At 71.2% G+C, this 25720-nt stretch carries 24 protein-coding genes; 21 read left to right on the top strand and 3 right to left on the bottom strand.

The window, feature by feature from the left end:
* The 4 genes from sppA to AB1578_02935 all read left to right on the top strand — a co-directional run.
* On the top strand, nt 1–785 hold a 785-nt coding region (gene sppA / locus AB1578_02920), incomplete at its 5' end, for a signal peptide peptidase SppA (GenBank protein MEW6486849.1).
* A 101-nt stretch (nt 786–886) separates the two neighbouring features.
* Complete coding sequence (locus tag AB1578_02925; protein ID MEW6486850.1) at nt 887–2515, top strand: NFACT RNA binding domain-containing protein; 1629 nt, start codon at nt 887–889, stop codon at nt 2513–2515.
* Nucleotides 2516–2680: 165 nt separating this feature from the next.
* Nucleotides 2681–3013: a nucleotidyltransferase domain-containing protein gene (locus AB1578_02930; GenBank protein MEW6486851.1), complete on the top strand. Its 333-nt coding sequence runs from the start codon at nt 2681–2683 to the stop codon at nt 3011–3013.
* Nucleotides 3010–3414, top strand: coding sequence for a HEPN domain-containing protein (locus AB1578_02935; protein ID MEW6486852.1), 405 nt, complete (start codon nt 3010–3012; stop codon nt 3412–3414). Before AB1578_02930 ends, AB1578_02935 begins: the two co-directional genes overlap by 4 nt.
* A 213-nt stretch (nt 3415–3627) precedes the next feature.
* On the opposite strand, the gene AB1578_02940 is transcribed toward AB1578_02935, so the two are convergent.
* Nucleotides 3628–4734: a VCBS repeat-containing protein gene (locus AB1578_02940; protein ID MEW6486853.1), complete on the bottom strand. Its 1107-nt coding sequence runs from the start codon at nt 4732–4734 to the stop codon at nt 3628–3630.
* A 66-nt stretch (nt 4735–4800) separates the two neighbouring features.
* Nucleotides 4801–7065, bottom strand: coding sequence for a hypothetical protein (locus AB1578_02945; GenBank protein ID MEW6486854.1), 2265 nt, complete (start codon nt 7063–7065; stop codon nt 4801–4803).
* A gap of 600 nt (nt 7066–7665) precedes the next feature.
* Here AB1578_02945 and AB1578_02950 point away from each other — a divergent pair.
* The 13 genes from AB1578_02950 to AB1578_03010 all read left to right on the top strand — a co-directional run bounded on the left by AB1578_02950 (nt 7666) and on the right by AB1578_03010 (nt 20522).
* Nucleotides 7666–8997: a peptidoglycan DD-metalloendopeptidase family protein gene (locus AB1578_02950; GenBank protein MEW6486855.1), complete on the top strand. Its 1332-nt coding sequence runs from the start codon at nt 7666–7668 to the stop codon at nt 8995–8997.
* 7 nt (nt 8998–9004) lie between these two features.
* Nucleotides 9005–9454 carry a D-aminoacyl-tRNA deacylase gene (dtd, locus tag AB1578_02955; GenBank protein ID MEW6486856.1) on the top strand — a complete coding sequence of 150 codons (450 nt, stop codon included), beginning with the start codon at nt 9005–9007 and terminating at the stop codon, nt 9452–9454.
* A gap of 157 nt (nt 9455–9611) precedes the next feature.
* Complete coding sequence (locus AB1578_02960) at nt 9612–10109, top strand: metallophosphoesterase (protein ID MEW6486857.1); 498 nt, start codon at nt 9612–9614, stop codon at nt 10107–10109.
* Nucleotides 10106–10657: an HIT domain-containing protein gene (locus tag AB1578_02965; GenBank protein ID MEW6486858.1), complete on the top strand. Its 552-nt coding sequence runs from the start codon at nt 10106–10108 to the stop codon at nt 10655–10657. Before AB1578_02960 ends, AB1578_02965 begins: the two co-directional genes overlap by 4 nt.
* A complete protein-coding gene (locus AB1578_02970; GenBank protein ID MEW6486859.1) occupies nt 10642–11115 on the top strand; it encodes a LapA family protein in 474 nt (157 codons plus the stop codon). The genes AB1578_02965 and AB1578_02970 overlap by 16 nt, the downstream gene beginning before the upstream one ends.
* Nucleotides 11116–11522: 407 nt before the next feature.
* Nucleotides 11523–14144, top strand: coding sequence for a DNA mismatch repair protein MutS (mutS, locus tag AB1578_02975; GenBank protein MEW6486860.1), 2622 nt, complete (start codon nt 11523–11525; stop codon nt 14142–14144).
* Complete coding sequence (locus tag AB1578_02980; GenBank protein MEW6486861.1) at nt 14141–15787, top strand: tetratricopeptide repeat protein; 1647 nt, start codon at nt 14141–14143, stop codon at nt 15785–15787. Before mutS ends, AB1578_02980 begins: the two co-directional genes overlap by 4 nt.
* On the top strand, nt 15784–16602 hold the full coding sequence (locus tag AB1578_02985; protein MEW6486862.1) for a hypothetical protein: 819 nt from the start codon (nt 15784–15786) through the stop codon (nt 16600–16602). The genes AB1578_02980 and AB1578_02985 overlap by 4 nt, the downstream gene beginning before the upstream one ends.
* The gene (locus AB1578_02990; GenBank protein MEW6486863.1) at nt 16551–17564 is read left to right on the top strand and encodes a diguanylate cyclase; all 1014 of its coding nucleotides are present in this window, start codon (nt 16551–16553) and stop codon (nt 17562–17564) included. The genes AB1578_02985 and AB1578_02990 overlap by 52 nt, the downstream gene beginning before the upstream one ends.
* Entirely contained in the window at nt 17561–17914 is a 354-nt protein-coding gene (locus tag AB1578_02995) for a zinc ribbon domain-containing protein (protein MEW6486864.1), read from the top strand. The genes AB1578_02990 and AB1578_02995 overlap by 4 nt, the downstream gene beginning before the upstream one ends.
* A gap of 1 nt (nt 17915) precedes the next feature.
* Nucleotides 17916–19634 carry an ATPase, T2SS/T4P/T4SS family gene (locus AB1578_03000; GenBank protein MEW6486865.1) on the top strand — a complete coding sequence of 573 codons (1719 nt, stop codon included), beginning with the start codon at nt 17916–17918 and terminating at the stop codon, nt 19632–19634.
* A gap of 5 nt (nt 19635–19639) precedes the next feature.
* Nucleotides 19640–20113, top strand: coding sequence for a chemotaxis protein CheX (locus tag AB1578_03005; protein ID MEW6486866.1), 474 nt, complete (start codon nt 19640–19642; stop codon nt 20111–20113).
* Nucleotides 20114–20150: 37 nt separating this feature from the next.
* The gene (locus tag AB1578_03010) at nt 20151–20522 is read left to right on the top strand and encodes a response regulator (protein MEW6486867.1); all 372 of its coding nucleotides are present in this window, start codon (nt 20151–20153) and stop codon (nt 20520–20522) included.
* Nucleotides 20523–20534: 12 nt separating this feature from the next.
* Here the strand turns inward: AB1578_03010 and AB1578_03015 are convergent, their stop codons facing one another.
* On the bottom strand, nt 20535–21047 hold the full coding sequence (locus AB1578_03015; protein ID MEW6486868.1) for a ferritin family protein: 513 nt from the start codon (nt 21045–21047) through the stop codon (nt 20535–20537).
* A gap of 189 nt (nt 21048–21236) precedes the next feature.
* Between AB1578_03015 and AB1578_03020 the strand changes: the two genes are divergently transcribed.
* From AB1578_03020 to AB1578_03035, 4 genes are all read left to right on the top strand, one after another.
* Nucleotides 21237–22268: a DUF72 domain-containing protein gene (locus tag AB1578_03020; protein ID MEW6486869.1), complete on the top strand. Its 1032-nt coding sequence runs from the start codon at nt 21237–21239 to the stop codon at nt 22266–22268.
* A 148-nt stretch (nt 22269–22416) separates the two neighbouring features.
* A complete protein-coding gene (locus AB1578_03025) occupies nt 22417–23163 on the top strand; it encodes a hypothetical protein (protein ID MEW6486870.1) in 747 nt (248 codons plus the stop codon).
* Between the two features lie 219 nt (nt 23164–23382).
* A complete protein-coding gene (locus tag AB1578_03030; protein ID MEW6486871.1) occupies nt 23383–23718 on the top strand; it encodes a hypothetical protein in 336 nt (111 codons plus the stop codon).
* A gap of 56 nt (nt 23719–23774) precedes the next feature.
* Nucleotides 23775–25718 (top strand): transketolase, encoded by a 1944-nt coding sequence (locus tag AB1578_03035; GenBank protein ID MEW6486872.1) that lies wholly within the window; start codon nt 23775–23777, stop codon nt 25716–25718.
* Nucleotides 25719–25720: the final 2 nt, after the last annotated feature.

Raw genomic sequence — 25720 nt, forward strand, 5'->3', positions numbered from 1 at the left:
AGTCGGCCCTGCCCCTGGGGGAGCGGGTCGGGGTGGTGGAGCTCAAGGGGTTCATCTCCGACGCCCGCCCCACGGTGGACGCCCTGAGGGCCCTGGCCGCAGAGGCCGAGGTCAAGGCGGTGGTGCTGCGGGTCGAGAGCCCCGGGGGAGTGATCGCTCCTTCCCAGGAGATCCGCGACCAGGTGCGGCGCACCGCCGAGGTGAAGCCCGTGGTGGTCTCCATGGGGGCCCTGGCGACGTCCGGGGGGTACTACGTCTCGGCGCCCGCCACCCGCATCGTGGCGAATCCGGGCACGGCCACGGGGTCGATCGGCGTGCTCATCCAGTTCCAGGAGGTCCACGCCCTCTTCGACAAGCTTGGGCTGCGCACCCGGGTGGTGAAGAGCGGGCCGATGAAGGACGCAGGCTCCCCCTTCCGGGAGCTCACCGGGGAGGAGGCGGTGGTCTTCCAGGGCCTCATCGACGACCTCTTCGGCCAGTTCGTGGAGGCCGTGGCCGAGGGCCGAGGGCTCTCCCCGGAGGCCGTGCGCGACCTGGCGGATGGGCGGATCTACTCCGGCCGGCAGGCGCTGGAGCTCGGGCTGGTGGACCAGTTGGGCGGGTTCTGGGACGCGGTGGCCGTGGCGGCGGAGCTCGGCGGCGTCAAGGGCGAGCCCAAGCTCGATTACCGCCGCAAGCGCTCGCGGGGCATCCTGCGCTGGATGCTGGGGGACGACCAGCGCGCCCTGGCCCCCCTGGAAGAAGCCGCCGCCCCCCCCCTGCGCTACGCCGTTCCGGGCTGGTAGGGGACGGGGGAGGCGCGAAGCGTGAGACGTGACGGGTCGGCTCGGACCGATCGGTCCGAAACTCCAACGGACAACGGACAACGGACAACGTGCCACCTACCATGGATGCCTTTCTCCTTGCCCGCCTGGCGGCCGAGCTCGCGGAGCACTGGAGCGGCAGCTGGGTGCAGGGGGTGTGGCAGGACCGGGAGGACCGGCTGGTGCTGCGCCTGCGCTCGCCCGGCCGCACCGCCCATCTGGTCCTCTCCCCCCGTCCCGAGAGCCCCGGGCTGGGCCTTCTCGCCCGTCGGCCCCCCTGCCCCGAGAGTCCCCCGGCCCTGGCCGCCTACGTGCGGGCCCACGGGGAAGGGAAGCGCCTCGAGACCATAAGATGCCAGCCCTACGAGCGGGCGGTGGAGCTGTGGCTCGGCAGGAAAGGGCAGGGTGTGGGGGTGGTGCTGGAAGCCACGGGCCGGCGGGGCAACCTGCTGGCCCTCGATGCCGGCGGCGGCCTGCGCGCCGCCTGGCGGTGGGAAGGCCCCGAGCGAAGCCCGCTGCGGCCCCTGACCCCCGGAGCCACCTACCGGGCGCCGCCTGCGCCGGCCGGAGTGCGCCTCGGGGAAGTCGCGCAGGGGACGTTCGACGCGTGGGTGGCGGCGGGCGAGCCCCTTTCGCGCCGCCTCCTGGGACTCGGTCCCGCCCTCGCAGCCGAGGTGCTCCACCGGCACCGGCAGGGCGGGCTGACGGCGTGGGACGCCTTCGAGACGCTGCGGGCGGACTACGGGCGGCCCGGCCCCGTGTGGGAGTATGGGGACTGCCTGTCCGCCGTGGAGCTCACCCACCGGGGTGCGCCCCTGGCGGTGCATCCCTGGGGAGGGGCGCTCGGGCGCGCCGGCGCGTGGCTCGAGGAAGCCCGAGCCCGGGCGGAGGCCGAAGCCGCTCGGCGGCGCCAGACGCGGGAGGAGGGCGCCTTTCGGGACCGCCTCGAGCGGCGCCTGGAGCACATCCGCGCCGACCTGGCGGCCCTGCCCGACCCTCGCGCCCTGCGCGGCGAGGCCGAGGCGCTGGCGGCGCACCTGCACCGGCTCGCACCCGGGGCCCCCTGGGCCGACGTGCCCGACCTCCACGAGCCGGGCACCGTCCGGCGCATCGCCCTGGACCCGTCCCTGGGGCCGGGGGCGAACCTGGACCGTCTGTACCGGAAGGCGCGCCAGGTGGAAGCCGCCGGGGCCGCCCTCCGAGTCCGGCTGGAGGAGACCCGGCAGGAGCTCGCGAGGGGCCCCGCGCAAGCCGTCGGCGGGCGCGGAAGTGCCCGTGGCCGGAGGGGGGAAGAGGACGCCCGGGGCGAAGGCCCCTATCGGCGCTACGTCTCTTCCGACGGGTGGGCGATCTGGGTGGGCCGAAACGGGGCCGAGAACGACCGCCTCCTGCGGGAGGCGCGCCCCTGGGACCTCTGGCTCCACGCCCGGGAGGCGCCGGGGGCCCACGTGCTCCTGCGCAAGCCCGGCCGCGAGGCCCGCCCCCCCGACCGCACCCTGGCCGAGGCCGCCGGGCTCGCTGCCGCACACTCCCGCCTCCGGGAGGACGCCGGAGTGGAGGTCCTGGTGGCCGAGGCCGGCCGGGTGCGAAAGCCCAAGGGGGCCGGCCGGGGGCGGGTCGTGGTGAGCGGCGAGCGCACGCTGCGGGTCGCCCCCGGTGCGGGGAATCCGCGCCTCGCCCCTGAATCCGCGCTGGGTGCTCGACACAGGTAGCCGCCCGCGGTGACGCGCCCGGAGGCATCGGCCGGCTCCGGCCGGATGGGTGGGGCGGGCGCCTGTGTGTCATCAGATGTCGCGGTCCAGTGCTCCTCTGCCCGGGCCCGGTCGACAGCATTCGGCATCGCTGGTAACGTCTGGTCTGTCGCACCCCGAGGTCGCATGGAGAGACTTGCTATGAGGGCGCGAGACAGGGCCATCGCCGAGGAGCTCAAGCGGCGGGTCGCACAGCAGACGGCGCTTGTCGAACTGCGCGTTTTCGGCTCTCGCGCAAGGGGTGACGCCGACCCCGACTCCGACATGGACGTGTTCGTCGAGGTCGAGGTGCTCGACCGCGACGTCCGGGACCGCGTCCTCGACGCGGCCTGGGAGGTAGGGTTCTCGCACCACCTCGTCATCTCCCCCCTCGTCTATTCGCGCCAAGAGGTGGAGGAGTCACCCCTGCGTGCCTCCCCCATCCTAAAGGCAATCGCCGAGGAAGGGGTGCCGGTATGATGGACCTGGAGGTCCTCTTTCGCTACCGGATGGCGCAAGCTGAGGAAACCCTGTCCGACGCACGGGCGATGCTCGCTGCGGAACTCACGCCACGGTCCGTGGTGAACCGGGCCTACTATGCGGTCTTCTACGCGGTCTTGGCGCTCCTGCTCCACGAAGACATCGATCACCGGACATCCAGGCACTCGGGCGTCATCGCCGCCTTCGATCGTGCCTTCGTGCACACCGGCAGGCTAGACCGGGAACATTCACGGACGCTGCACCGCCTGTTCGACGCCCGGCAGGAGGCAGACTACCGGGAGTTCTCCTCGTGCTCCCGAGAGGATGCCGCCGCGGCCGTGAGCGCCGCGGAGAAGCTTCTTTGCGGAGTCCGACAGATCATCGCAGAGTCGACGCCCTGACCCGGGGCCGAACGTCTCGTCTCACCTCCTTCGAACCGGTGGTCGAGGACGGCCCCCAGTTGCCGCCGACAGTTCCAAGGGAGCCCCATCGGCTCAACCCTCCCGGAATCCCACCGCTTTGTTGCCCGGCAACCCCGTTCTGTTGCCCCCTGCCCAACTGACAGGATCTACCTCGCCGCGGGAGCCGGGCGGGGGGCGGTGGGGCTCGACGGGTTACTGCGCCGACACCGGCAGGCACGCCCAGGCACGCACCAGCCCAGGCTGGCCCGTGAGGTTCGACTGGAGATCGAAGCACACGCGCCCCAGGTGGTCCGGCACCGGCTGGGGGGCACGCGCCATCTCGAGCAGGTCGCCCACGAGGAAGGTCACCTCGATCCGGGGGCCGCCCACCCCCTGGTTGCCCGAGGCCGGGTCAGCCTCGGCGGCCTTCAGAAGCGCCGACTGGGGCCGCACGGGCGCAAGCAGCGTGCCCTGCGGCGCCGCCACCCGAAAGCTCGCCCGGTCCACCTGGTCGAGGCGGTACTGATTGTCCTCGACGCCCCCCAGGTAGAACACCACGTGCCGATGCTCCTGCCCCTCGACGCTACTGCCCGGCCCCTGCCCGGTGAGCCAACTCTGGCGCCAGGCCTTGGGCTTGACCTCGATGTCGGTGTACCGGGCCAAATAGGGATTCACCACACTCGGGTCGTCGATGTCGAAGGTACGCCGCGTCTCCACCGCCTCGAATTTTGTCCCGTCGAACCGCCACAACGTGGTCTGGCCGGCCCCCGGCCCGCGAGACATAGGCCGATCCGGTACGATCAGGTCCTCGTTGACCATGGCTTCGAGTCTTCCATCGTTGTCGAAGTCGGCGAAGACCACCGAGGAGCCGCCGAAGGCTCCATAGGGCCACTCGGGGTCCTCTCCTGCCAGTAGGCTCACCAACTCGTTCTTCTCTCGGTCCCACCGAAACAGGTAGTGAGCCTCGGCGCGGTGGGTGCTCGTCGAAAGGTGAATCTCAGGCCGGCCGTCGCCGTCGATATCCAAGGCGCTAATGCCCGTACCCACCCCCGTCCCGAGGCGCCGTTGAGGGCCGGTTTCCCAGATCAGGCGGTAGTTGCCGACCTCGCGCCGAAACACCAACACGGCCCCGCTGGCCCCGCTGGTATAGAAGACGATCCGGTAGTCCTTCGCCCCGGTTTCGTCGAGGTCCAGATCTTCCCAGCCGTTAAGATTCCAGCGACTTTCGATCTCCTCCGGATGGACATCCACGTACTCCGGGTGGTGAGCAATGATGAAGTCCTTGATGGAGTCGGAGCCCGGAGCCTCTTGGGCCAACACAGAGAAAGGACTAATTCCTAGAATCAGCGCTATGGCAAGACAAATGATCTGCATGGTCCTCCTCCATCACCTTGGGTAGTGGCCGAGACTCAATGCCCAGACCTTCTGAGAGTACTCCGACACAATCAATCTCTCTGGCTGACCGTTGTACCCGCTTAAGGCGGACTCAAGCCAGTTCTGCCACTCGGAAAAACTGCGTACCCCGTTCGCTGCTTCCAATCCTGACAACCGGTCTCGCCTCCCGTCCCCGTCGGTGTCGTACCACTGGATAGGAGCCCGGTTCCTGTTTCTGTCCTCGAAGAAGTACATCAGATTCTCACACCCCAGCTCCACGTTGGGGCTGTAGCCTGCCGTGAGATAGCTCGGGTTCATGTGGCGCCACCCGTCAGCCACGTTCCAGCGAAGCGGCGCCGCCGCCGTGCCCCACAGCACTTGCATGTACCCGTAGCTCGAGGCCAGCGTCGTCTGCGCCGTGTGGTAGCGCATGCCGTTCAGGACGGCCGTATTGCTGGCAAGCTCCTGATAAAGTTTCGCGTAGTGCCTCACCCGGTTCGCCTCCAGGATCTCTCGCTGAGAGTAGAACCCGTCGGCGGGGCTGTCGTCGCGCAGGACGTACATCTGCCGGTACTGCACGTCGGGCGACCCCGGCCCCACCGGCGCCAGCAGCCGCGCTCCCCACCCGCGCACCCCGTCGTCGTGCGGCCTGGGGCCAATGAGCTCCGGGTCCACCTGGAAGGGATCGATCCCCGTGGCCACCCGGTAGTGGGCGTAGGGTACCTCGTCGCGGCGATCCCGGCACCCCTCGCCGGGCCGGCACCCGGGGCCGATGTAGTCGAAGTCGTACTTGGGCTCGTAGCGGTAGGCGGCGGGGTCGAAGACCGATTCCTGGTGAATCACCGCCTTGATGATCTGGGGCGGGATGCCGAACCGGTTGGCCGTGCCCTCGAGGTTCCAGTCGAACTCGTTTCGGCTGGTGCCGAGCCGAAGGCCCCGTGCGCTGGGGCGCACCACCTCAAAGACGAACTGGGCCGCCGGCGCCCCGTTCACCGCCACTCCCACCGTGGCCTCCCCCAGGTGCACCGGCCAGAAGAGCTTGCCCAGGGCCGGTTCGCCAGAGGCGTAGGCGTAGCCCTCGGTGAAGAAGAACCCCACCTCGCCTCCGTAGCGCTCGGGGTTCGACTGGCGCCAGACCAGGAAGTGGCGCCCTTCGTCGGAGGCGTCGGGCAGGGGGGCGCTGCGGTCGAGGTCCGACGCCAGGGCCCAGGAGGCCGCCACAGGGGCCTCGCCCCGAAGCACCCGAAAGACCACCGGCCGCCCCAGGGCCACCCGCAGGGGGGCGTCACCCGCGCCGGGCACCTCGCGCCAGGCGGGGTCGAGCTCCAGGCGGGTCGTGCCCCCCGCCTCCGCCGTCATCCCCGTCACCTCGCGGTACTGCACCCGATAGGCCGGGGCCTGCGCCGGCACGTCCACCCGAAACACGAACGGCACCCCGTCGCTCTCCTGGTAGAAGGGGATGAGCCGCACTTCGTAGCGGCCGGCGGCCAGGCTGGCGAGGTTCCACGAAAACGCGGGATTGGGGTACTGGAGGCTCCACAGGTCCGGGCAGACCTGCTGGCCCTGGTTGGCGGGGTTGCCCACCTGGGACCAGGCGATGCGGATGCCGTTGCCGGGGGTGGGGCCCCGGTGGGACTTTTGCGCCGAGCACTTCTGGTCTCCGGCCGAGGGGAAGCGAACCACGGCGGCGCGAAAGCCGATCTTGCCCTGTGCCCGCTGGTCGGTGAGCTCGAAGACGTAGATGCGGGTGCGGCTGGTGCCGGGCCAGGTGGGGTCGAACCCCCGATCCGTAATCTCGAAAGGCCCCACGGTGGGGCTGCCCGCGTAGTAAGGGGTGACGTGGCAGGTGCGGCACATCTGGAACTGGTCCAGGCCCATGCCGAGCTTGATGTTCCTAGAGCCGGGAATCATCTTCGAAGCGCTCAGGGCGTGGCAGTCGTTGCAGTACAGCCCCGTCTCCGCCATTGCATTGAACTGAAACTGGTCGGAGCTCACCGCCTGCATGCCCAGGGCCATTGCCCCAAAGGAACCCAGGCCCCCTCCCCAGACCTCCCCATGACCCCCGTCATGACACGAGAGACAGGACGCGTTGACGTCGCCGCCCACGAAGGCGATCTCGCCGGCAGGGGTTCCCGGTGCCGGGGTGCCGAGATGGCAGCTACCGCACTCGTAGGCCCCGTGGGCACCGGTGAGATCGGGGCTGGCCAGGGCCGGCCCCGCAAGCAAGAGCGCCCCCAGGGCGCCGGCCAGCCCAAGCCCCCTTCTTCTTCCCCTCATGGCTTCCTCCTTTGCAGCGACGCGCAAAACGCCCCCCCCGGCGCCGGGCACTCCCGTGCCTGGCTTCCCGGCAAAGCGGCGGTGGGCCTCCAGAAAAGACGCCCCAGACCGGTGCGGGATGACTTGTGTGTGTAGCGAGGTGCTGCGCGGGCGGGATGCCACACCGAAACGGCCGCAGCCTGGGCTGGGCAAGCGGCGCGGCCTCGGAGATCGGATAGCGGCGGCGGATCGGCTCTTCGTCATGGCCCCCTCGTAGCCGATGAGCGGCGAGACGATTGCCACGAGCCCCGGGGGCAGGGCAAGGACCTCTTCAGAGGACTTTGGAGCCCGCACGCCTGCCCGCGCTCCTGCGCCGAGCCCCTCACCGGTCCGCCCCGCGCCGCGGGAGCGAGCCTAGTCCGGCACCTTCCCATCGCTATCGGTATCGGTATCGGTATCGCCATCGGTATCGACTCCGACTGCGATACCGATTGCGATAGCGATTGGGAAGAGCGGGGAGCGGCACACCCCGTCGGCGGCTCTCGGGGGGTTGATGCCCCTGCTCCGGTCGGCTACCATGCCCCCCTCTTTCCTGCGCGGGGGGCCGGACCGGGAGGCGAGATGGGCCGAGGGCACCGGGTGCTCCACGCCGCTGCGCTGGCCGCGTGTTTTCTCGGCGTGGCGCGGCCGGACCGCCTGTGGTCGTCCCTTCCCCCCCGGTTGACGCCGGAGGCTGCCGATGCCCTGAGGGCCTCGCTGTCGGAGCCCTGGACGCCGAGCATCGACGAGCGGTTCGGGGTTCTCCTGGAGGAGCGCATCCGGGAGCTTAGGGGCTTTCGCCGGGCCGAGGGGGAGGTGGCCTCGGGGGAGACCCTGGGGGCCGTGCTCCAGAAGAGCGGCGTGGCGCCGGCAGACGCCCTCGCCCTGGCCCGCAGCCTGGCGCCGGTCTTCGACCCCCGCCGCGCCCGCCCCGGCGACGCCTACACCCTGCTCCTCGACCCCCAGGGCCGCCCTGCCGAGCTCACGTACCGGCGCAGCCCCGTGGAGGTGTACCGGGCCGAGGCCCGGGGCGAGGGGTGGCGGGCCGAGAAGGTGGAGATCCCCGTGGCTCGGGAGGAGGCCGTGCTCGCGGGGAGCGTTCGCGGCTCGCTCTATGCGTCGTTCCTGGCGGCCGGGGCCGATCCGGACCTGGTGATGGCGTTTGTGGACCTCTTCGCCTGGGACCTGGACTTCTCCCGGGACACCCGGGAGGGGGATGCCTTCGAGGCCCTCTACGAGACCCTCTCCGCCGGCGGGGAGCCGGTGGGCAACGGGCGGCTCCTGGCAGCCCGGTACCGGGGGGCGCGGGGCACCTGGTCGGCCGTGTACTACCGGTCGGCGGCGGTGGAGGGGTACTTCGATCCCGAGGGCCGGAGCGTGCGCAAGAGCTTCCTTCGCTCCCCTCTCCAGTTCTCCCGGATCTCCAGCCGGTTCACCCACGCCCGGCGCCACCCGGTGCTCGACGTGGTGCGTCCCCACCAAGGGGTGGACTATGCCGCTCCGGCGGGCACCCCGGTGTGGGCCGTGGCCGACGGCACCGTGGAGCACGCGGGGTGGAAGGGCGAAGCGGGCAACACCGTGGCGCTGCGCCACGCCCGGGGCTACGAGACCCTGTACAACCACCTCTCGGGCTTCGGCCGGGGCATCCGGGCGGGGGCGCGGGTCGCCCAGGGGCAGGTGATCGGATACGTGGGGCAGACGGGGCTGGCCACGGGTCCCCACCTGGACTTCCGGGTCAAGAAGGACGGCCGCTGGGTGGACCCCCTGCGGGAGAAGTACGTGCCCGGCGACCCGGTGCCCCGGGGCGAAGCCGATGCCTACCGGGCCTGGGCCCGGGGGTGGCTCGATCGCCTCGACGAGGTCGCCGCCCGGGAGCCCGAACGCCGGGTGGCACGCGCGTCCGGCGGGCAGTGAGGGAACGGTGCGAGCGGTGGTGCAGCGGGTCAGCCGGGCCGAGGTGCGGGTGGAGGGCCGGGTCGTCGGCGCCGTGGGCACCGGGTTCCTCGTCTTCCTGGGGGTGGAGGGGGGCGACGGGGAGGACGACGCGGGGTACGTGGCCGAGAAGGTCGCAGGCCTGCGGGTCTTCGAGGACGACGGGGGGAAGATGAACCTCGGCCTCCAGGACGTGGGGGGCGGCGTCCTCCTGGTGAGCCAGTTCACCCTCGTGGGCGACTGCCGCAAGGGGCGCCGGCCGTCGTTTACGGCCAGCGCCCCGCCCGACACAGCCGAGGCCCTCTATCTGTCCGTGGCCCGCCGCCTTGCGGCGCAGGGTCTGCCCGTGGCTACCGGCCGCTTTCGGGCCGAGATGGAGGTGGCGCTGGTGAACCAGGGCCCCGTGACCCTGCTCCTGGACTCGCGGCGGAGGTTTTGAGAGGGTGACGGGTGACGGGTGAAGCGTGAGGCGTGAGGCGTGATGGGTGATGGGTGATGGGTGATGGGTGATGGGTGAAGCGGCCGATCGGTCGGATCGGTCGGATCGGACCGATCGGTCCGAAACTCCAACGGACCACGGACCACGGACAACTCCCATGCTTCTCGGCCTTCTCTCCGACACGCACCTGCTCGCTCTGGACGCCCGGTTGCCGGCGCTGCTCTCGGGCGTCCTCGGGCCGGCCGAGGTGCTCCTGCACGCGGGGGATTATGCTGCGGAGGCGGTGGTGGACTACCTGGAGTTCGGCGACACCCGGCCCTTCTACGGGGTGGCCGGCAACGCGGACCCTCTTTCCGTGGCCCGGCGCCTGCCCTCGTCGCGCCTCCTCGACCTGGGCGGCTGCCGGGTGGGGTTGGTGCACGGCGGGGGGCCGTCGGAGGGGTTGGAGGACCGGGTGCTCTCGGCGTTCGGCGAGGCGCCGGACCTTCTCGTGTACGGGCACAGCCACCGGCCCGCCCGCACGCAGCGGGGGAAGACCGTCCTGGTGAACCCGGGCTCGGCCTTCGAGCGCCGCCACGCCCCCCGGTGCACGGTAGCGCTGGTGGAGCTCTCGCCGGGAGGGATCGCGGTGCGGTTCGAGGAGGTGGCCCCTTGAGAGGCGGCGTCGTCGAGGGCGGCAACGTGTGGGCGCCGTGGCGCATCGAGTACGTGCGAGGGCCCAAGACCCGGGGCTGCGTCTTCTGCGCCGCCCTGGAGGCCGGAGCCGATCGGGAGCACCTGGTGCTCCACCGGGGGGAGCGGGCCTTCGTGATCCTCAACCGCTACCCCTACACCGCGGGGCACCTGATGGTGGTGCCCAACCGCCACGCCGCGGGCCTCGAGGACCTGGGCGACGCCGAGGCGGGCGAGGTCTGGCGGCTCGCGGTGCGGGCCCGGGGGGCCCTGGAGGCGGTGCTGCGCCCCGAGGGGTACAATCTGGGCCTAAACCTGGGTGCGGCGGCGGGGGCGGGGGTGCGGGATCACCTGCACCTGCACGTGGTGCCCCGCTGGGTGGGCGACACCAACTTCATGCCGGTGCTCGGGGCGGTCCGCGTGATCTCCCAGCACCTGACGGAGATCTACGACTCCCTGGCGCCCCGCTTCGCGGCGGGGTCCGGGGCCCCGAAACCTGCTGCGGGGAGAGACCCATGCTCGCCTTCGTGAAGAAGCTCTTCTTCGCCCTGTGCCTGTTCGTGCTCCTGGTCTTCGTCTACCAGAACCTGGAGGCGCTGGGGACCAACGTGCCTTTCGTGTTCGACGCCTACTTCCAGGGGTACCGGTACCAGACGCCCCCGTTCCCCGTGTGGATCCTCTTTGCGGTGTTCTTCCTCTTCGGCATGCTCGCGGCGGGGTTCCACGGGATCTACGAGCGGCTGGCCCGCAGGGTGGAGATCCGCAAGCGGGACAAGCGCATCCGGGAGCTGGAAAAAGAGCTCGGAGAGCTGCGGGCCCAGGCGGCGGAGCTCAAGCCTCCGGCGGCGGCCGAAGAGCCGGCCCCCGCGGGGTCCTCTCCGGCGGAGCCCGTGGGACCCGTGCGGGCGCTCCCCCCGGGGGGGGAGGCCTCCCCGCGGCGCCCCGCCAGCCCGAGCCCCCGGCCCCTGGAAGAAGAGCCCACCCTCTAGCGACGCTGCGCCGCACATCACCCATGCGTCGGCGGCCCGGGTGTCTCCCCTCCGGCGGCGCAGGATCCCGTGGGCTTCTGGATGGTCCGTGGCAGTCCAGGGGGGGAGGGGAGGGGCATCCTGTGCCCGCCAAGGCATATCGCCAAAGCCGCCTGCGCCGCCTGCGGGGAGACCCCCGGCCCGCCCCTTTCGCCCTCGGCCGATCGAACTCGAAGTCGAGATCGGCATCGAGGTCGATTTCGATGCCGATCTCGATATCGATTTCGACGTAGACGGTGCGGCCATGAGCTCCCCACGCCCCTCATTCTCGTGATTCCCAGGTGGCTTCCGTGACGACACCCGACGTTCCCGCTTCGTCTTCGTCCTCCGAAGCCGGCCCCGCGCCGCCGCCCCCCAAGCTTACCCCGATGATGCGACAGTACCTGGAGCTCAAGCAGGCGCATCCCGGGTGCATCCTTATGTTTCGCCTGGGGGACTTCTACGAGATGTTCTTCGACGACGCCCAGGTGGCGTCCCGGGTGCTGGAGATCACCCTCACCAGCCGGGACAAGGGAGAGGGTGCGGTGCCCATGTGCGGCGTGCCCTGGCACGCGGCCCGCGCCCACATCGCGCGGCTCGTGGAGAGCGGGCACAAGGTGGCCGTCTGCGACCAGGTGGAGGATCCCCGGCAGGCCAAGGGGCTCGTGCGGCGCGAGGTCGTCCAGGTGGTGACGCCGGGGCTCGTGACCGACACGGAGATGATCGACGCCAAGCGGGCCCAGTATCTCCTGGCGCTCCACCCCGGCCGGCGGGGGGTGGGGTTTTCCTATGCCGACGTGACCACGGGGGAGTTCCGGGTGGGGGAGGCCCGGAACTGGGAGGCGGCGGCCGCCGAGGTGGCGCGGATCGAGCCCCGGGAGGTGCTGGTGGCCGAGGGGCGCCGCAGCGAGATCCCGGCCGACGCTCTCCCGCCGGGCGTCCCGGTGGCGGAAGTGCCGGGGCGGGATTTCGACGGCCGGCGCGCCCGGGCGGCCCTGAGGGCGCACTTCGGGGTGGCGGGCCTGGCGGGGTACGGGGTGGAGGACCTGGACGAGGGGGTCAAGGCCGCCGCCGCGGTGCTGCGCTACGTGGAGGCCCATTGCAAGGGAGGGCTCGCGACGCTGCGGCGCCTGTCCCGGCACCGGGGCGGGGACTCCCTGGTGCTGGACGAGGCCACCAAACGAAACCTCGAGCTCTTCCGCACCCTCTCGGGAGAGCGCCGGGAGGGCTCGCTCCTCCACCTGGCCGACCGGACCTGCACGGCCATGGGGGGGCGGCGGCTGCGGGAGTGGCTCGCCTTTCCCCTGCTGGACGTGGGCGCCATCGACGGGCGGCTCGACGCGGTGGACGAGCTCGTCCGCCGGGGCGAGACCCGCCGCAAGGTTCGCGACACCCTTCGCTCGGTGCACGACCTGGCCCGCCTGGGGGGCAAGGCGGCCCAGGGCACGGCCAACGCCCGAGACCTGGTGGCGCTGCGGCGCTCCCTGGAGGCGGTTCCGGGGCTCGCCGCGCTGCTGGGCGGCGCCGAGGCGGCCCTGCTGGGCGAGGTGGCCGGGGCGCTCGACCCTCTGCCCGAGGTGGCCGGGCTCCTTGCGCGGGCGCTGGCCGACGACCCCCCCGCGGTGCTCACCGAGGGGGGGCTCCTGCGCGACGGCTACCACCCCGAGGTGGACGAGCTGCGGGCCATCCAGCGCGACGGCAGAGGCTGGATCGCCCGCCTCCAGGCCCGGGAGCGGGAGCGAACCGGAATTGCCTCCCTCAAGGTGGGGTTCAACAAGGTCTTCGGGTACTTCCTCGAGGTGACCCGGGCCAACCTGGCCGCCGTCCCCCCCGACTACGAGCGCCGCCAGACGCTCGCCAACGCCGAGCGGTTCGTGACCCCGCAGCTCAAGGACATGGAGCAGAAGGTCCTGGGGGCCGAAGACCGGGCCCGGGCGCTGGAGTACGAGGGCTTCGTGGAGGTGCGCCGGGAGACGGCACGCCACCTGGACCGGCTCCAGGCCACCGCCCGGGCGGTGGAGATCCTCGACGTGCTGGCGAGCTTCGCCGACCTGGCCGTGGAGCGGGGCTACGTGCGGCCCCGGGTCCACGCCGGCGTCGGGATCGAGCTCCGGGGGGGGCGCCACCCGGTGGTCGAGGCCCTGGGCGAGGAGCGCTTCGTTCCCAACGACGTGTGCGTCGCAGGGGAGGGGGCGCACCTGCTGATCCTCACGGGCCCGAACATGGCGGGAAAATCCACGATCCTTCGCCAGACGGCCCTCATCGTCCTCCTGGCCCAGGCGGGGTCCTTCGTTCCGGCGGAGAGCGCACGGGTGGGAGCGGTGGACCGCATCTTCACCCGGGTCGGGGCCTCGGACGACCTGGCCCGGGGGCGCTCGACTTTCATGGTGGAGATGACCGAGACCGCCAACATCCTGCACAATGCCACCGGGCGAAGCCTCATCGTGCTCGACGAGATCGGCCGGGGTACCTCCACCTTCGACGGCCTCTCCATCGCCTGGGCGGTGGCCGAGTACCTGCACGAGCTGGGGGCGCCGACGCTGTTTGCCACCCACTACCACGAGCTCACGGACCTGGCGCGGACCCTGCCCGGCGTGGCCAACTGGAACGTGGCGGTCAAGGAGTGGGAGGGGCAGGTGATCTTCCTGCGGCGCCTGGTGGAGGGCGGCGCGAGCCGCTCCTACGGCATCCAGGTGGCCCGCCTGGCGGGGCTCCCGGACCGGGTGCTGGGCCGGGCCCGGGAGGTCCTGGGCAACCTGGAGGCCGGGGAGCTCGACGAGGTCGGCCAGCCCCGGTTCGCCCTCTCGGCGCGGGTGCGGCCCGGTGCGGCCCGGCGGGGACCCAGCCAACTGAGCCTGTTCGCCAGCGCGGCCGAGCGCCGGCGCGACGCCCTGGTGCGTGAGCTCGCGGGCCAGAGCGTCGACACCCTGACCCCGGTGGAGGCGCTGGTCCGGCTCCAGGACCTGTGCGACCGGGCCCGCACCCTCATCTCCGAAGGGGAGACCCCATGAGGATTCTCGTAGCCTCCGTGCTGTTGCTCCTTCTGCCCCCTTTCCCCTCCTGGGCCTCCGATACCGCCCGCGCCACCAACGCCGTGCCCCACGCCCTGCGGGCCTACCTGGCGGAGCGCTCGGGGGAGCCGGACGAGGCCCTGGACGCCCTCCTCCAGGCCGTGGAGGCCGACCCGGAGTCGGCGGTGCTGCGCCTGGAGGCCGCGCGGCTCCTCCTGGGGCAGCGCCGCTTCGAGGAGGCCCTGGTGCTGGTAGAGCGGGGCGTGGAGCTGCGCCCCGGTGAGCCGGGGCTCCTGCTTCTCCGGGCCCGACTCCTGGAGGTGCAGGGCCGGGGAGAGGAGGCGGCGGCGACCGCTCGGGAGGCCGCGGCGGGCGGCAGCGCCGAGGCCCGCGGCCTGGCCGTTCGGCTGCTGGAGGGGCTGGGGCGCAAGGAGGAGGCCCTGCAGGAAGCCCGGGCATGGGCCGAGGCGGACCCCCGAAACGCCGACGCCCACTTCACCTTGGGCCGGCTCCACCTGGTCGAGGGGGATCGGGACCAGGCCCGCCAGTCTCTGGGCCGGGCCCTGTCCCTGGACCCCAATCATCGCGGAGGGTTGCGCGCCCTGGCGCGGCTCGAGGAGGACGGGGGCGGCTTCCCCGCCGCCGAGGCCCTGTATCGCCGGCTGGTGGACGTCAACCCCCACGACGTGGAGGCGCGGTTCCGGTTGGGCCAGACCCTGTTGCGCCAGGGGAGCGTGGACGAGGCCCTGGAGGTCTTCGAGGCCGCGGAGCGGTGGAGCGGCGGGGACCCGGGCCTGCGCTTCCGCCTGGGGGTGCTGCTCCTCCAGGCCGAGCGCGCCCAGGACGCCGAGGCGGTGTTTCGCACCATGGCCGAGGCCCACGGGGCGGACTCCCAGGCCTGGTATCTCCTGGGGGTGAGCCTGCTGGCCCAGAAGAAGTACGCCGAAGCGGTGGAGAGCTTCGACCGGGTGCCGCCGGGGGCGCCGGAGTACTCCGACGCCCTGGTGCGCAAGGCCATCGCGCTGGACGGGCTCGGGCGCAAGGCCGAGGCCCGGGCGCTCTTGGAGACCCGTCTGGCGGAGGATCCGGGAGACGAGGAGGTCGTCCTGGCCCTGGCGGGGCTCTGGGAGGACGACGCCGAGTACCGCCGGGCGGCGGACCTCCTGGAGGGCTACCTCCAGGAACGGGAGACCGGGAACGCCCGGGTGTTCTTCACCCTGGGAGTTCTCCACGACAAGCTCAAGGACTGGCGGCGCAGTGCCGAATATATGAAGCGGTCCCTGGAGCACAACCCCGACGACCCCCACGCCCTCAACTACCTCGGCTACACCTATGCCGAGCAGGGGGTGCACCTGGAGGAAGCCGAGCGCCTGATCCTGCGGGCCCTGGAGCTCAAGCCCGGCGACGGCTTCATCACCGACAGCCTGGGCTGGGTCTATTACAAGCAGGGCCGGTATCCCGAGGCGGTGGAGACCCTGCGCCGGGCCCTGGAGGCGAACCCCGAGGACCCCATCATCTGGGAGCACCTGGGGGACGCCCTGGTGGCGGCCGGAGAGCCCGCCGAGGCAGCCCAGGCCTACCGGCGCACCCTGGAGATCGCGCCGGATACCGAGTCGGCGCGACAGAAGCTGGAGGCCCTGTGAGGGGCCGGGCACTCGCCGGGGCGCTCGCGGCGCTCGGTGCGCTGCTCTGGCTCGCGGCCTGCGGGCCGCGGGCGGCGGTGCGGGAGCCCGTGGGGGCGACCACCGACCCGGCCGCCCTGGACCGGCTCCTCCGGCAGTACAACGCGGCCCCCGAGGCGGTGCGGCTCCAGGGGAGGCTCCGGGCCGATGGAAAGGGCAGCGCCGATTTCGGCGCCCGGGCGCGCCGGGGCGAGGGCCTGCGCCTCGACGCGGTGGCGGGTCCCTTCTCCACCCCGGTGCTCTCGCTCGCGTGCCGCGAAGGGGAGGGCGGCACCTGCGAGGTGTACCTGCCCACCCGCCGCACCGCCTATCGGGAGGCGTGGGACGCCTGGGGGCCCTGGTTCGAGACGCTGCTCCTGGGGCGGGTACCCCGGGTCGGTAGCCCCACCGAGGCCTGGATCTACCCCGACGGGCGCCGGGTGCTGGTGCTGGAGGGGGCGGGGGGGTGGCGCCAGGAGGTGGCCTTTGCCGCGGGCACGGGGCTGCCCCAGCGGGTCTCCCTCTCCCAGGAGGGGGCGCCTCGGCTGGAGCTGGCCTATGGGCAGTACGCCGAGGTGGAGGGACATCCCTTTCCCGGTCGCGTGAGCGTGCGGGCGGGGGGCGCAGAGGGGGGCTACGAGCTGGAGTTTCGACGGATCGTGCCCGACGCCTCCCTGGCCGACGGCACCCTCACCCTGACCCTGCCGCCCGGCACAGCCGTGAGGGGGTCGGAAGGACTGTCCCAGTGGAACCAAGCGCCGTTTCCCGTGTGGCGGCTCCCGAGGCCGGACGGATAGAGGGGGGCCACCTGGAGGACCCCCTGGGCCTCATGGGGCGCCGGGACTTCTCGCTGCTCATCGTGGACGACTCCCCGGGCCTGCGTCAGGAGGTGCGCCGGCTCGTGGAGCGCCTGGGGCTCTTTTCCTCGTGCCGGGAGGCCGAGAACGGGATCGAAGGCTACAAGGAGGTGCTGGCCGGGGCCCCCGACCTGATCCTGTGCGATCTGGTCATGCCCTCGGTGGACGGCTTCAAGTTCCTGAACCTCGTGCGGGCCCGCCCCGACCTGCGCGACATCCCGGTCATCCTGCTCACGGGCCGCACCGAAGTGGGGGTCAAGATCCGGGGGCTCGAGCTCGGGGCTTCGGACTACGTCACCAAGCCCTTCGATCCCGGGGAGCTCCTGGCCCGCATCAAGGTCCAGCTCAAGATCAAGGCCCTCCAGGATGCCCTTCGCGCCTCCAACGAGCAGCTCCGGGAGCTCTCGTCGGTGGACCCCCTCACCAAGCTCTTCAACCGCCGCTACTTCATGCAGGCCCTCGAGGCGGAGTACGCGCGCAGCGCCCGTTACGGAACGCCGCTGGCCTTCCTGATGCTCGACATCGACCACTTCAAGCGGCTCAACGACACCTACGGCCACCAGGCCGGGGACGAGGTGCTCCGGGGCTTGGCGGATCTCCTGCGGGTGCGGGTGCGGGGCACCGACGTGGCGGGCCGCTACGGCGGGGAGGAGTTCTGCGTTCTCCTGCCCCACACCGGCCTGCCGGGGGCAGCGGAGCTCGCCGAGCGCATCCGCGCCGCGGTGGAGGGAACGCCCATCGAAGCCCGGGGCGAGCGCCTGGGGATCACCGTGAGCGTGGGCGCGGCCGCGTGCCCGGGCCCCCGGGTCGCCACCGCCGACGACCTGATCCGCCTCGCCGACGAGGCCCTCTACGAAGCCAAGGCCGCCGGACGCAACCGGGTGGCCACGAGGGAGCCATGAACTGTCTCGCCTGCAAGCAACCCAACGCCCCGGAGCGCAACTACTGCGGGGCCTGCGGAGCGCCCCTGGCCCGGTACTGTGCCGGGTGCGGCTTCCGCAACGGCGCCGCCGACCGGTTCTGCGGCGGGTGCGGCGCAGGTCTCGACGCCGCCCGCCGCGCCGAGGCTCTCGCCGTTGCGGCGGCGCCCGCGGCCACCCCCTCGCCCCCCCCTGGGGCGGCCTCGGCTCCGGGTGCCCCGCCCGGGCTCGCCGAGCTCCTGGAGGCGGCCCGGGAGAGCGTGGAGTCGGCGCCCGAGGAGGCCGACGTAAAGGTCTCCCAGGACGACATCGACAACCTGTTCGGGGTCTGACGTGGCACTCCAGCGCCGCGTGGAGGCCCGCTTGGGCCAGCTCCTGGTGGAGGACGGGTTCCTCACCGAGGAAGAGCTCGAGCAGGCCCTCTCCGACCGGAAGAGCCGCGGCCTCTCGGCCAAGCCCATCGGGAAGTTCCTGGTGGAGTCGGGCTATTTGAAGGAGAAGGACCTGCTCCACTCCCTGGCCCGCCAGTTCAACCTGGCGGTCATGGACCTGGAGGAGGTGCAGGTGCAGACCGACCTCCTGGCCCAGCTCCCCGAGGAGGTGTGCCGGCGCTACCGGGTCGTGCCGCTCTTCGCCATCGGCGACGAGGTGACCCTGGCCGTCTCCGACCCCACCCTTATCGAGGCGGTGGACCTGGTGGGGGGGCTCCTCAAGCGGCCGGTCCAGCCGGTGCTGGCAGGGGAGGTGCAGATCCTCCAGGCCCTCAACGCCCACTACGGCAAGGACGGGGGAGAAGGGGAGAAGGACGACTTCCTCACCCTGGAGAAGCTCGACCTGGGCTCCGGCGGCCGGGAGACCGACCTGGAGAGCCTGCGCCGGGCGGGCGAAGAGGCCCCCATCGTCAAGATGGTGGACAAGATCCTCAAGCTCGCCGTGCGGGAGGGGGCGAGCGACATCCACATCGAGCCCGGGGAAGACAACCTCATGGTGCGCTTCCGGGTGGACGGGGTGCTCCAGAAGCGCTTCTCCTTTTCCATGCGCCTGGCCGCAGCCGTGGTGAGCCGGGTGAAGATCCTTGCCGAGCTCGACATCTCCGAGCGCCAGCGGCCCCAGGACGGCCGCATCCAGCTCAAGATGGGCGACAAGGAGCTGGAGTTCCGGGTGAGCGTGCTCCCCGTGTACTACGGCGAGAAGGTGGTGATGCGCATCCTCGACCGGGGGAGCGTGCGGGTGACCCTGGACAAACTGGGGTTCTCCCAGCACAACCTCAAGCTCTTCGAGGCGGCCCTCCGCCAGCCCAACGGCATCGTGCTGGTGACGGGCCCCACGGGGAGCGGCAAGTCCACCACCCTCTACGCCGCCCTCAACGCCATCAACTCCATCGAGACCAACATCGTCACGGTGGAAGACCCGGTGGAGTACCAGATCCCCCTCATCAACCAGGTGGCGGTCAACCCCAAGCGGGGCCTCACCTTTGCCGGGGCGCTGCGGGCCTTCCTGCGCCAGGACCCTGACATCATCATGGTGGGGGAGATCCGCGACCCCGAGACCGGCTCCATCGCAGCCGAGGCGGCGCTCACGGGGCACCTGGTGCTCTCCACGCTGCACACCAACGACGCCCCGAGCTCCATCACCCGGCTCATGGAGATGGGCGTTCAGCCCTTCCTGCTCGCTCCCACCCTCCTGTGCATCCTCGCCCAGCGCCTGGTACGGCGCGTCTGCCCCCAGTGCAAGGCGGGGTACCAGCCCAAGGACGCCGAGCTCGGGGAGGCAGGCCTTCAGGAGCTGGCGGGGCAGGTGACGCTGTACCGGGGCAAGGGGTGCGGGTACTGCGGGGGCAACGGGTACAAGGGGCGCACGGGCATCCACGAGGTCTTGCGGGTGGACGAGGAGATCCGGGAGCTCATCACCGACCGGGCGAGTACCACCCAGATCCGGCGCGCCGCGGCGGCCAAGGGCTTCCGGGACCTGCGCTTCGACGGCCTGCGCAAGGTCCTGGCCGGCATCACGAGCCTGGAAGAGGTGATCCGGGCCACCAAGGCCGTGGACTAGGCGCCATGCGAGCCGAGTACGTCAACGCCTTCCTGGTGCCTTCGGTGCGGGTGCTCCGGAAGATGGCCCGGCTCGAGGTCACGCTGGGCCGGGTGACCCGCCTGGACGCGGGCCGCCTCGGAGACAACCTGAGCATCATCATCGGCCTCCAGGGGAGGCTGTCGGGCTCGGTGGTGCTCACCGCGGCCCGCGAGGTGGTCTGGAGCCTGGCCGAGCGCATCCTGGACGAAAAGATGGGCGAAGACCGGTGGCAGGAGGTCCAGGCCATCCTGGCCGAGGTGGCCAACACCATCGTGGGCAACGCCACGGGACACCTCTACGAGCTCGGCCTGCGGGAGGGGATCACCCCCCCCACCGTGGTGGCGGGCGTCGGAGTAAACCTGGACTTCGGGTCGGGGGTCGAGAGCGTGGCGGTGCCCCTGGAGACGGAGCTGGGGCGCCTGGAGATGATCGTATCCCTGACCCGGGAGCGCCCCTGAACCAGACCGGGCGCCGGGCAGTGGGAGGAGAGCGCAGATGAGCAAGCGGGCCCTCGTGGTGGACGATTCGCCGTACATCCAAAAGGAGCTGGGGAAGATCCTGGAGAAGCACGGGTGTGAAGTGGTGGCCACCGCCTCCAACGGCCTGGAGGCCGTGAAGAAGTACAAGGAGGTCAAGCCCGACTTCGTAACCCTGGACCTCGTCATGCCCCAGATGGGCGGGCTCCAGACCCTGGTGCTCCTGAAGAAGATCGACCCCCAGGCCGTGGTCATCATGGTCAGCTCCATGTCGGGCAAGGACAAGATCCTCGAATGCGCAAAGGCCGGCGCAAGCCACTACATCCTCAAGCCCTTCGAGGAGGACAAGGTGGTCGAGGTGCTGAACAAGGTGGTGTTCCAGGCGGGTTGAGGAGGGGAGGGGCTACTCTCCGTCCAGGGTGAACTCCTGCACGCCGAAGAAGACGCCGGTGTGGGTCTCGTGGTCGATCTCGGCCTGCACCAGCGCGGTGTGGCCGTCCTCGATCTCCAGGAAGCGCCGGAACAGGGCGGCCGCCTCGGGCTCCTCCACGGCGTCCACGAGCTTCCGGTAGAAGGCGCTCACCTGGTGCTCCAGCTCCAGGGCCCGGTAGAGGTGCTCCCGGGGTGAGGGGCCGCCCGTCGCGGGGCGCCGGGCGCCGAGAGATTCCTTGCCTCGCGCGAGCCAACCCCGCCGGGGCACCGCCGTCGCGAGCTCGGTTTTCCCCACTCGCCCGGTCTCCCGCCACCGGGAGAGCTTGGCCTCCAGGTAGTCCACGTGCCCCTGCTCCTCCCGGGCCATGAGCTCGAAGAACCCCCGGGCTTCGGGGCTGGCGGCCTGCCCCGCACACGTGCGAAAGTGGTCCCTCACCCGGTGCTCGTACTCCAGCGAGGTGACGAGGGCTTCTTCGATGGTCATGGGGAACCTCCGAGGCAGAGGTTGGGGGGCAGGAAACAGGCGTGGGTGCCCCGCCCCCGGAGCTTCCGGGTCCAGCGGGGGGCCGCAGCCGGAGGCCCAGTGTAGCAGACCGGGGAGCTGCCGGAAGAGCGCTCCCCGGGCTCTTCACCGGCGGCGCGGCGGCTTGGTCCGCCAGCGGGGGGTTCCCGCGTGAGCGGCCCCCCTGCCGGCGATCTGGACCTGGAGCGCTTTCGCTTCCGGGGTCTCCACCCCCAGATCCACCTCGGCACGGCCAGCGACCGATACGCGGGCTGGCTCGGCCAGATCTACGACCCCGAGCGCTTTGCCCACCGGGTGACCCGTCGGACCAAGAGCCTGGGCGGGAGGAAATTCGTCGAAGAGGTGCTGCCGGTGGAGTGCGTGGGGGAGTACTTCGAGCACTTTCCCGTGCTGGAGCTCGACTACACGTTCTACGGGCCCCTCCTGGACCCTGCCGGCAAGCCCACGGGCATCTACCGCACCCTGCTGGCCTACCGCGGGCAGCTCCCGGAGGGAGCCCGGCTGCTGCTCAAGGCGCCCCAGGCGGTCACGGCACACGTGCTCCGGCGGGGCGGCGCCGTCGTCCCCAACCCCGAGTACTTGAACCCGGAGCTCTTCGCCCACCGCTTCCTCCGGCCGGCGGCCGAGCTCCTGGGGCCCGCTCTGGCCGGGGTGATCCTGGAGCAGGAGTACCGGCGCAAGGACGAGCGGGAAGCGCCCGAGCGGGCGGCCGAGGAGTGGGGCCGTTTCTTCGCGGCCGTGCCTGCCTGCGGCCTCTACCACCTGGAGCTGCGCACCGAGGCGTACCTGGCCCCGCCGCTCTTCCAGGTGCTGGAGCACCATGGTGTAGGGCAGGTGCTCTCCCACTGGACCTGGCTCCCGCCGCTCCTGCGACAGTTCGAGCTGGGGGAGGGGAAGTTCCGCAACGGGTCCGGGGAAGCCGTGGTGCGGCTCATGACCCCTCGGAACGTGCGCTACGAAGATGCCTACGCGGCGGCCCATCCCTTCGACCGCCTGGTGCCGGGGATGCTCGACCCGGGCATGGTGGGGGACGCGGCCACCCTGATGCACGAGGCGGCGGGGCGGGGGCAGCGCCTCCATGTGATCGTCAACAACCGGGCAGGCGGCAACGCCCCCCTCATCGCCCGGGCCCTGGCCCGGGAGTTCCTGGCGCGCAGCGGGGCGCAGGGCGCGCAGAGCTGACGAGGCTCCACCTCGGCCCGCCGGCCGCGGGACCGCTCCTTTCGCTCCGGATCCATCGAAATCGAGATCGATCGGGAGCCCCCGAGCTCAAGCGGCTTCCCCTCCCGGCCGATACGCACCCCAACACTCCATGGAGGGAGGAACACCCATGCTCGCCCACGCCGCCGGCTCCTGCTGCCGACCCGTCCACCCCCTCTCCCGGGAGACCGTATCCCTTCGGGAGACGAGTCTTTCCAGCGCCGAGAGCCTCAAGCTCTCCTTTACCGACGAGGCGGGCCGTTCCTTCGACCTCTCGCTGGAGCGCCGCACGAGCGCCTACTCCCTCACCTACGACCGGCGGGGCGGGCTCCAGCCGGAGGCGGGCCAGGGCAGGGGCCTTGCCCTGGGCCACCGCAAGGAGGCCCGCAGCGAGGCCCTGGAGCTGCGCCGGGCGTTTCGGGAAATGGACTTGGCCGTGGCGGGCTTCCAGAAGCTCCTCCACCGCTTCCTCCAGGCCGTGGACCCGGGCTATGCCCGCCACTACCGCTCCTTCGACCCGGTGGCGGCCCGGTTGGGAGTCGTGGAGCACGAGTACGCGGAGTTCCTCTCGGTGCATCAGTCGGTGACGGTGACCCTCTCCATGCCGGCGGACACCCCGGCGGACTACTGGTCGGTGGAGGCCACCGCGGGACGGCTCCGGGACTTCGCGGTGAGCCTGTTTGGCGGGGGAGACCGCGCCTTCCACGCGGCGGAGATGGCCCGGGGGATGGAGACCGGGCTGCGCCAGGCTCAGCAGGCCTTCGGCGGAGCTCTCCCCGAGATCTCGCGCCAGACCGTGGACCTGGCCAAGGAGTGGGTGGCCCAGTGGGCTGCCGAGGCCGTTGCGGAGGCGCCGGAGTTGGACCTGGTCGCATAGCTTCACCGTAGCACGAGCCCGTCGGCCTGGCGCACGCTCCCCAACCGCCTGCCCATCCCCCGCCCGCCGTTTCACAAGCCCCAAAGATTTGTTTTTCTTGAGCTTATCGCGCACTTCGGGCACAACTCCCGTGTCGAGTCCGCTTGTCATCCCCGGAGGCGGATGGTATGTTCGGGCGCTTTTCGAGCCCAGGGAGTCTGTCTCGAACGAGGAGGAATCATGCCCAGGAAGCGGATACTTCCCACGATCGACGCCGTCTACGACGAGAACGGAGTGGCTTTTCTCTGCGACGGCGAGCCCATCGAGGACATGGAGTTCAGCTGGGAAGACCTCTCCGACCCGGAGCTCGTGACCGAGGTGGCCGAGGAGCTCGCCGAGTACATCGACAGCGATGAGCTCGAAGACGTCGACAACCCGGTGCGCGCGGTGATGCGGGGCATCCGGCAGTTGCGCACGTCGAAGGTTGCGCGCAAGGCCGAAGAGGAAGAGCGCGAAGAGGCAGACGACGAGGGCGACCTGCACGAGGATTACGAAGAGGACGACGACGACGAGTAGCGGCAGGGGCGCGCCCGGCGCCCGCCGTTTCCTGCCCTCCAACGGAGGTGGGGTTGATGCAGATTCCCAAGGGTTTTCGGGACGAAGAGCTCACGACGGAGCAGATCCGCTATCTGCGCACCCTCTCGCGCACCGTCCGGGGCGATGTGCTCCGCATGATCCGGATTGCGGAGAGCGGGCACCCGGCCGGCAGCCTCTCTTCCGTCGACCTGTTCGTGACGCTGCTCGCCTCGGCCAGCCTGCGGCCCGGTCAGCCCGACGATCCCAAGCGGGACCGGATCGTCGTGGGTCACGGGCACTCGGCCCCGGCGTACTACGCAGCCCTGGGCCGCCTGGATTTTTTCGACCTCGACGACGCCGTGGCGCTCTTTCGCAAGGCGGGGAGCATCTTCGAGGGCAACCTCGAGCGCACCGTGCCGGGGGTCGAGTGGACCGGCGGGCACCTGGGCCTGGGCCTCTCGGCGGCGTGCGGTTTCGCCCTCGCGGCCCGGTTCCACAACCTCAAGTACAACGTCTTCGTGGCCATGAGCGACGGCGAGCAGCTCAAGGGGCAGGTCGCCGAGGCGCGGCGGCTGGCCAAGCGCTACCGCCTGAACAACATCACCGCGATCGTCGACTTCAACGGCGGCCAGGGGGGCGTGCGCGGTCACGAGCTCACCCCCCAGCACGTGAAGTTCGAGTACATCGCCGATGGCTGGGACGTCATCGAGATCAGCGGGCACGACCACGGCGAGATCTACAAGGCCCTGCGGCGGGGCATCCAGATCCAGAGCGCTCCCGTCCTGGTGTTGGCCCACACCACGGCGGGCAGCGGGGTGTCCTTCATGGAGAACAATCCCGAGTACCACGAGCGGGCGTTGACCGACGAGGAGTATCGGGAGGCCATTCGGGAGCTGCGCCTCGAGGACGACCTGGCCGAGGCCCACGACTACCGGCAGGCCTTCGGGGAGTTCGATCTCGAGATCTCCCACGACGTGGAAGAGGTGCCCGTGCCCGAGATCGGGGAACCCCTGACCTACCCGGTGGGCACCGTGCTCGAGGCCTGGAAGGCCTGGGGAGAGACGCTTCGCGAAGTGGCGCAGGCAAACCGGGGCAGCGGGGCGTGTCCCATCGCCGTGATCGACACCGCCCCGGCCGCGGCGGTGGGAACCGCGGCCCATGCCAGGGAAAACCGCGAGACCCACTTCTCCTTCGGCGTCCAGGACCAGGCAGCCGCCACCGTGGCGGGGGCGTTGAGCCTCGAGGGGGTCGTGACGGTGTGCGTGGGGAAGGGCGCCTTCGGCCTCGACGGGGCATACAACCAGCTTCGCCTCAACGACCTCAATCGTACCCACCTCAAGGTGGTCCTGACGCACCTGGGGCTCGACGCGGGAGAGGGGGGCAAGGCGCTCCAGTGCACGGACTACCTGAGCCTGCTGGACAACCTCTTCGGTTTCCACACGGTCTTCCCCGCCGACGCAAACCACGCCGACCGGGTCTTCCGGTACCTCCTGACCCAGCCCGGCAACTGGGTGCTGGGTCTCGGGGGCGAGGCCGTGCCGGTGGTCGTCGGTGAGGACGGAGAGCCCTTCTTCGCCGGTGACTACCAGTTCCGGTACGGGGCCGTAGACCTGGTGCGCCCCGGCGACCACGGCGTGATCCTGGTCACGGGGCAGATGCTCGCGCACGCGGTGCAGGCGTGGGAGGCCTTGCGCGAGCGGTCCCTGGAGCCTTCCGTCCTCCATGTGTCCTGCCCCAAGACCCTCGACGGCACCGACGACCCGGTGCTCCTCCAGTGCCTGCGCAAGGGGCGGGTCATCACCTACGAGGATCACAACGTCCACACCGGGCTCGGCTCGCGCGTGGCCAACTACATCGCCGCCCGGGGCATCTCGTGCCGGCTCCTCAAGCTGGGCATCGAGAACTACGGCGTCTCGGGTTCCCCGGCGGAGGTCCGCCGCCGGCTCGGGCTCGACCCCGAGGCCCTGGTGGCGAAGGCCGTCAAGTTTCTCAAGCGGTGAGC

It is taken from the genome of Thermodesulfobacteriota bacterium (assembly GCA_040756475.1).
In the GTDB taxonomy this organism is placed as follows: Bacteria; Desulfobacterota; Deferrisomatia; order Deferrisomatales; family JACRMM01; genus JBFLZB01.

Bases quoted from the DNA above. Each gene is read 5' to 3' on its own strand.
- AB1578_02970 (MEW6486859.1), top strand. From the start codon at position 10,642: ATGCTCGCCTTCGTGAAGAAGCTCTTCTTCGCCCTGTGCCTGTTCGTG.
- AB1578_02960 (MEW6486857.1), top strand. From the start codon at position 9,612: ATGCTTCTCGGCCTTCTCTCCGACACGCACCTGCTCGCTCTGGACGCC.
- AB1578_03010 (MEW6486867.1), top strand. From the start codon at position 20,151: ATGAGCAAGCGGGCCCTCGTGGTGGACGATTCGCCGTACATCCAAAAG.
- AB1578_02925 (MEW6486850.1), top strand. From the start codon at position 887: ATGGATGCCTTTCTCCTTGCCCGCCTGGCGGCCGAGCTCGCGGAGCAC.
- AB1578_02980 (MEW6486861.1), top strand. From the start codon at position 14,141: ATGAGGATTCTCGTAGCCTCCGTGCTGTTGCTCCTTCTGCCCCCTTTC.
- AB1578_02930 (MEW6486851.1), top strand. From the start codon at position 2,681: ATGGAGAGACTTGCTATGAGGGCGCGAGACAGGGCCATCGCCGAGGAG.
- AB1578_02945 (MEW6486854.1), bottom strand. From the start codon at position 7,065: ATGAGGGGAAGAAGAAGGGGGCTTGGGCTGGCCGGCGCCCTGGGGGCG.
- AB1578_03030 (MEW6486871.1), top strand. From the start codon at position 23,383: ATGCCCAGGAAGCGGATACTTCCCACGATCGACGCCGTCTACGACGAG.
- AB1578_02935 (MEW6486852.1), top strand. From the start codon at position 3,010: ATGATGGACCTGGAGGTCCTCTTTCGCTACCGGATGGCGCAAGCTGAG.
- mutS (MEW6486860.1), top strand. From the start codon at position 11,523: ATGATGCGACAGTACCTGGAGCTCAAGCAGGCGCATCCCGGGTGCATC.
- AB1578_02995 (MEW6486864.1), top strand. From the start codon at position 17,561: ATGAACTGTCTCGCCTGCAAGCAACCCAACGCCCCGGAGCGCAACTAC.
- AB1578_03025 (MEW6486870.1), top strand. From the start codon at position 22,417: ATGCTCGCCCACGCCGCCGGCTCCTGCTGCCGACCCGTCCACCCCCTC.
- AB1578_02950 (MEW6486855.1), top strand. From the start codon at position 7,666: ATGGGCCGAGGGCACCGGGTGCTCCACGCCGCTGCGCTGGCCGCGTGT.
- AB1578_03005 (MEW6486866.1), top strand. From the start codon at position 19,640: ATGCGAGCCGAGTACGTCAACGCCTTCCTGGTGCCTTCGGTGCGGGTG.
- AB1578_03035 (MEW6486872.1), top strand. From the start codon at position 23,775: ATGCAGATTCCCAAGGGTTTTCGGGACGAAGAGCTCACGACGGAGCAG.
- AB1578_03015 (MEW6486868.1), bottom strand. From the start codon at position 21,047: ATGACCATCGAAGAAGCCCTCGTCACCTCGCTGGAGTACGAGCACCGG.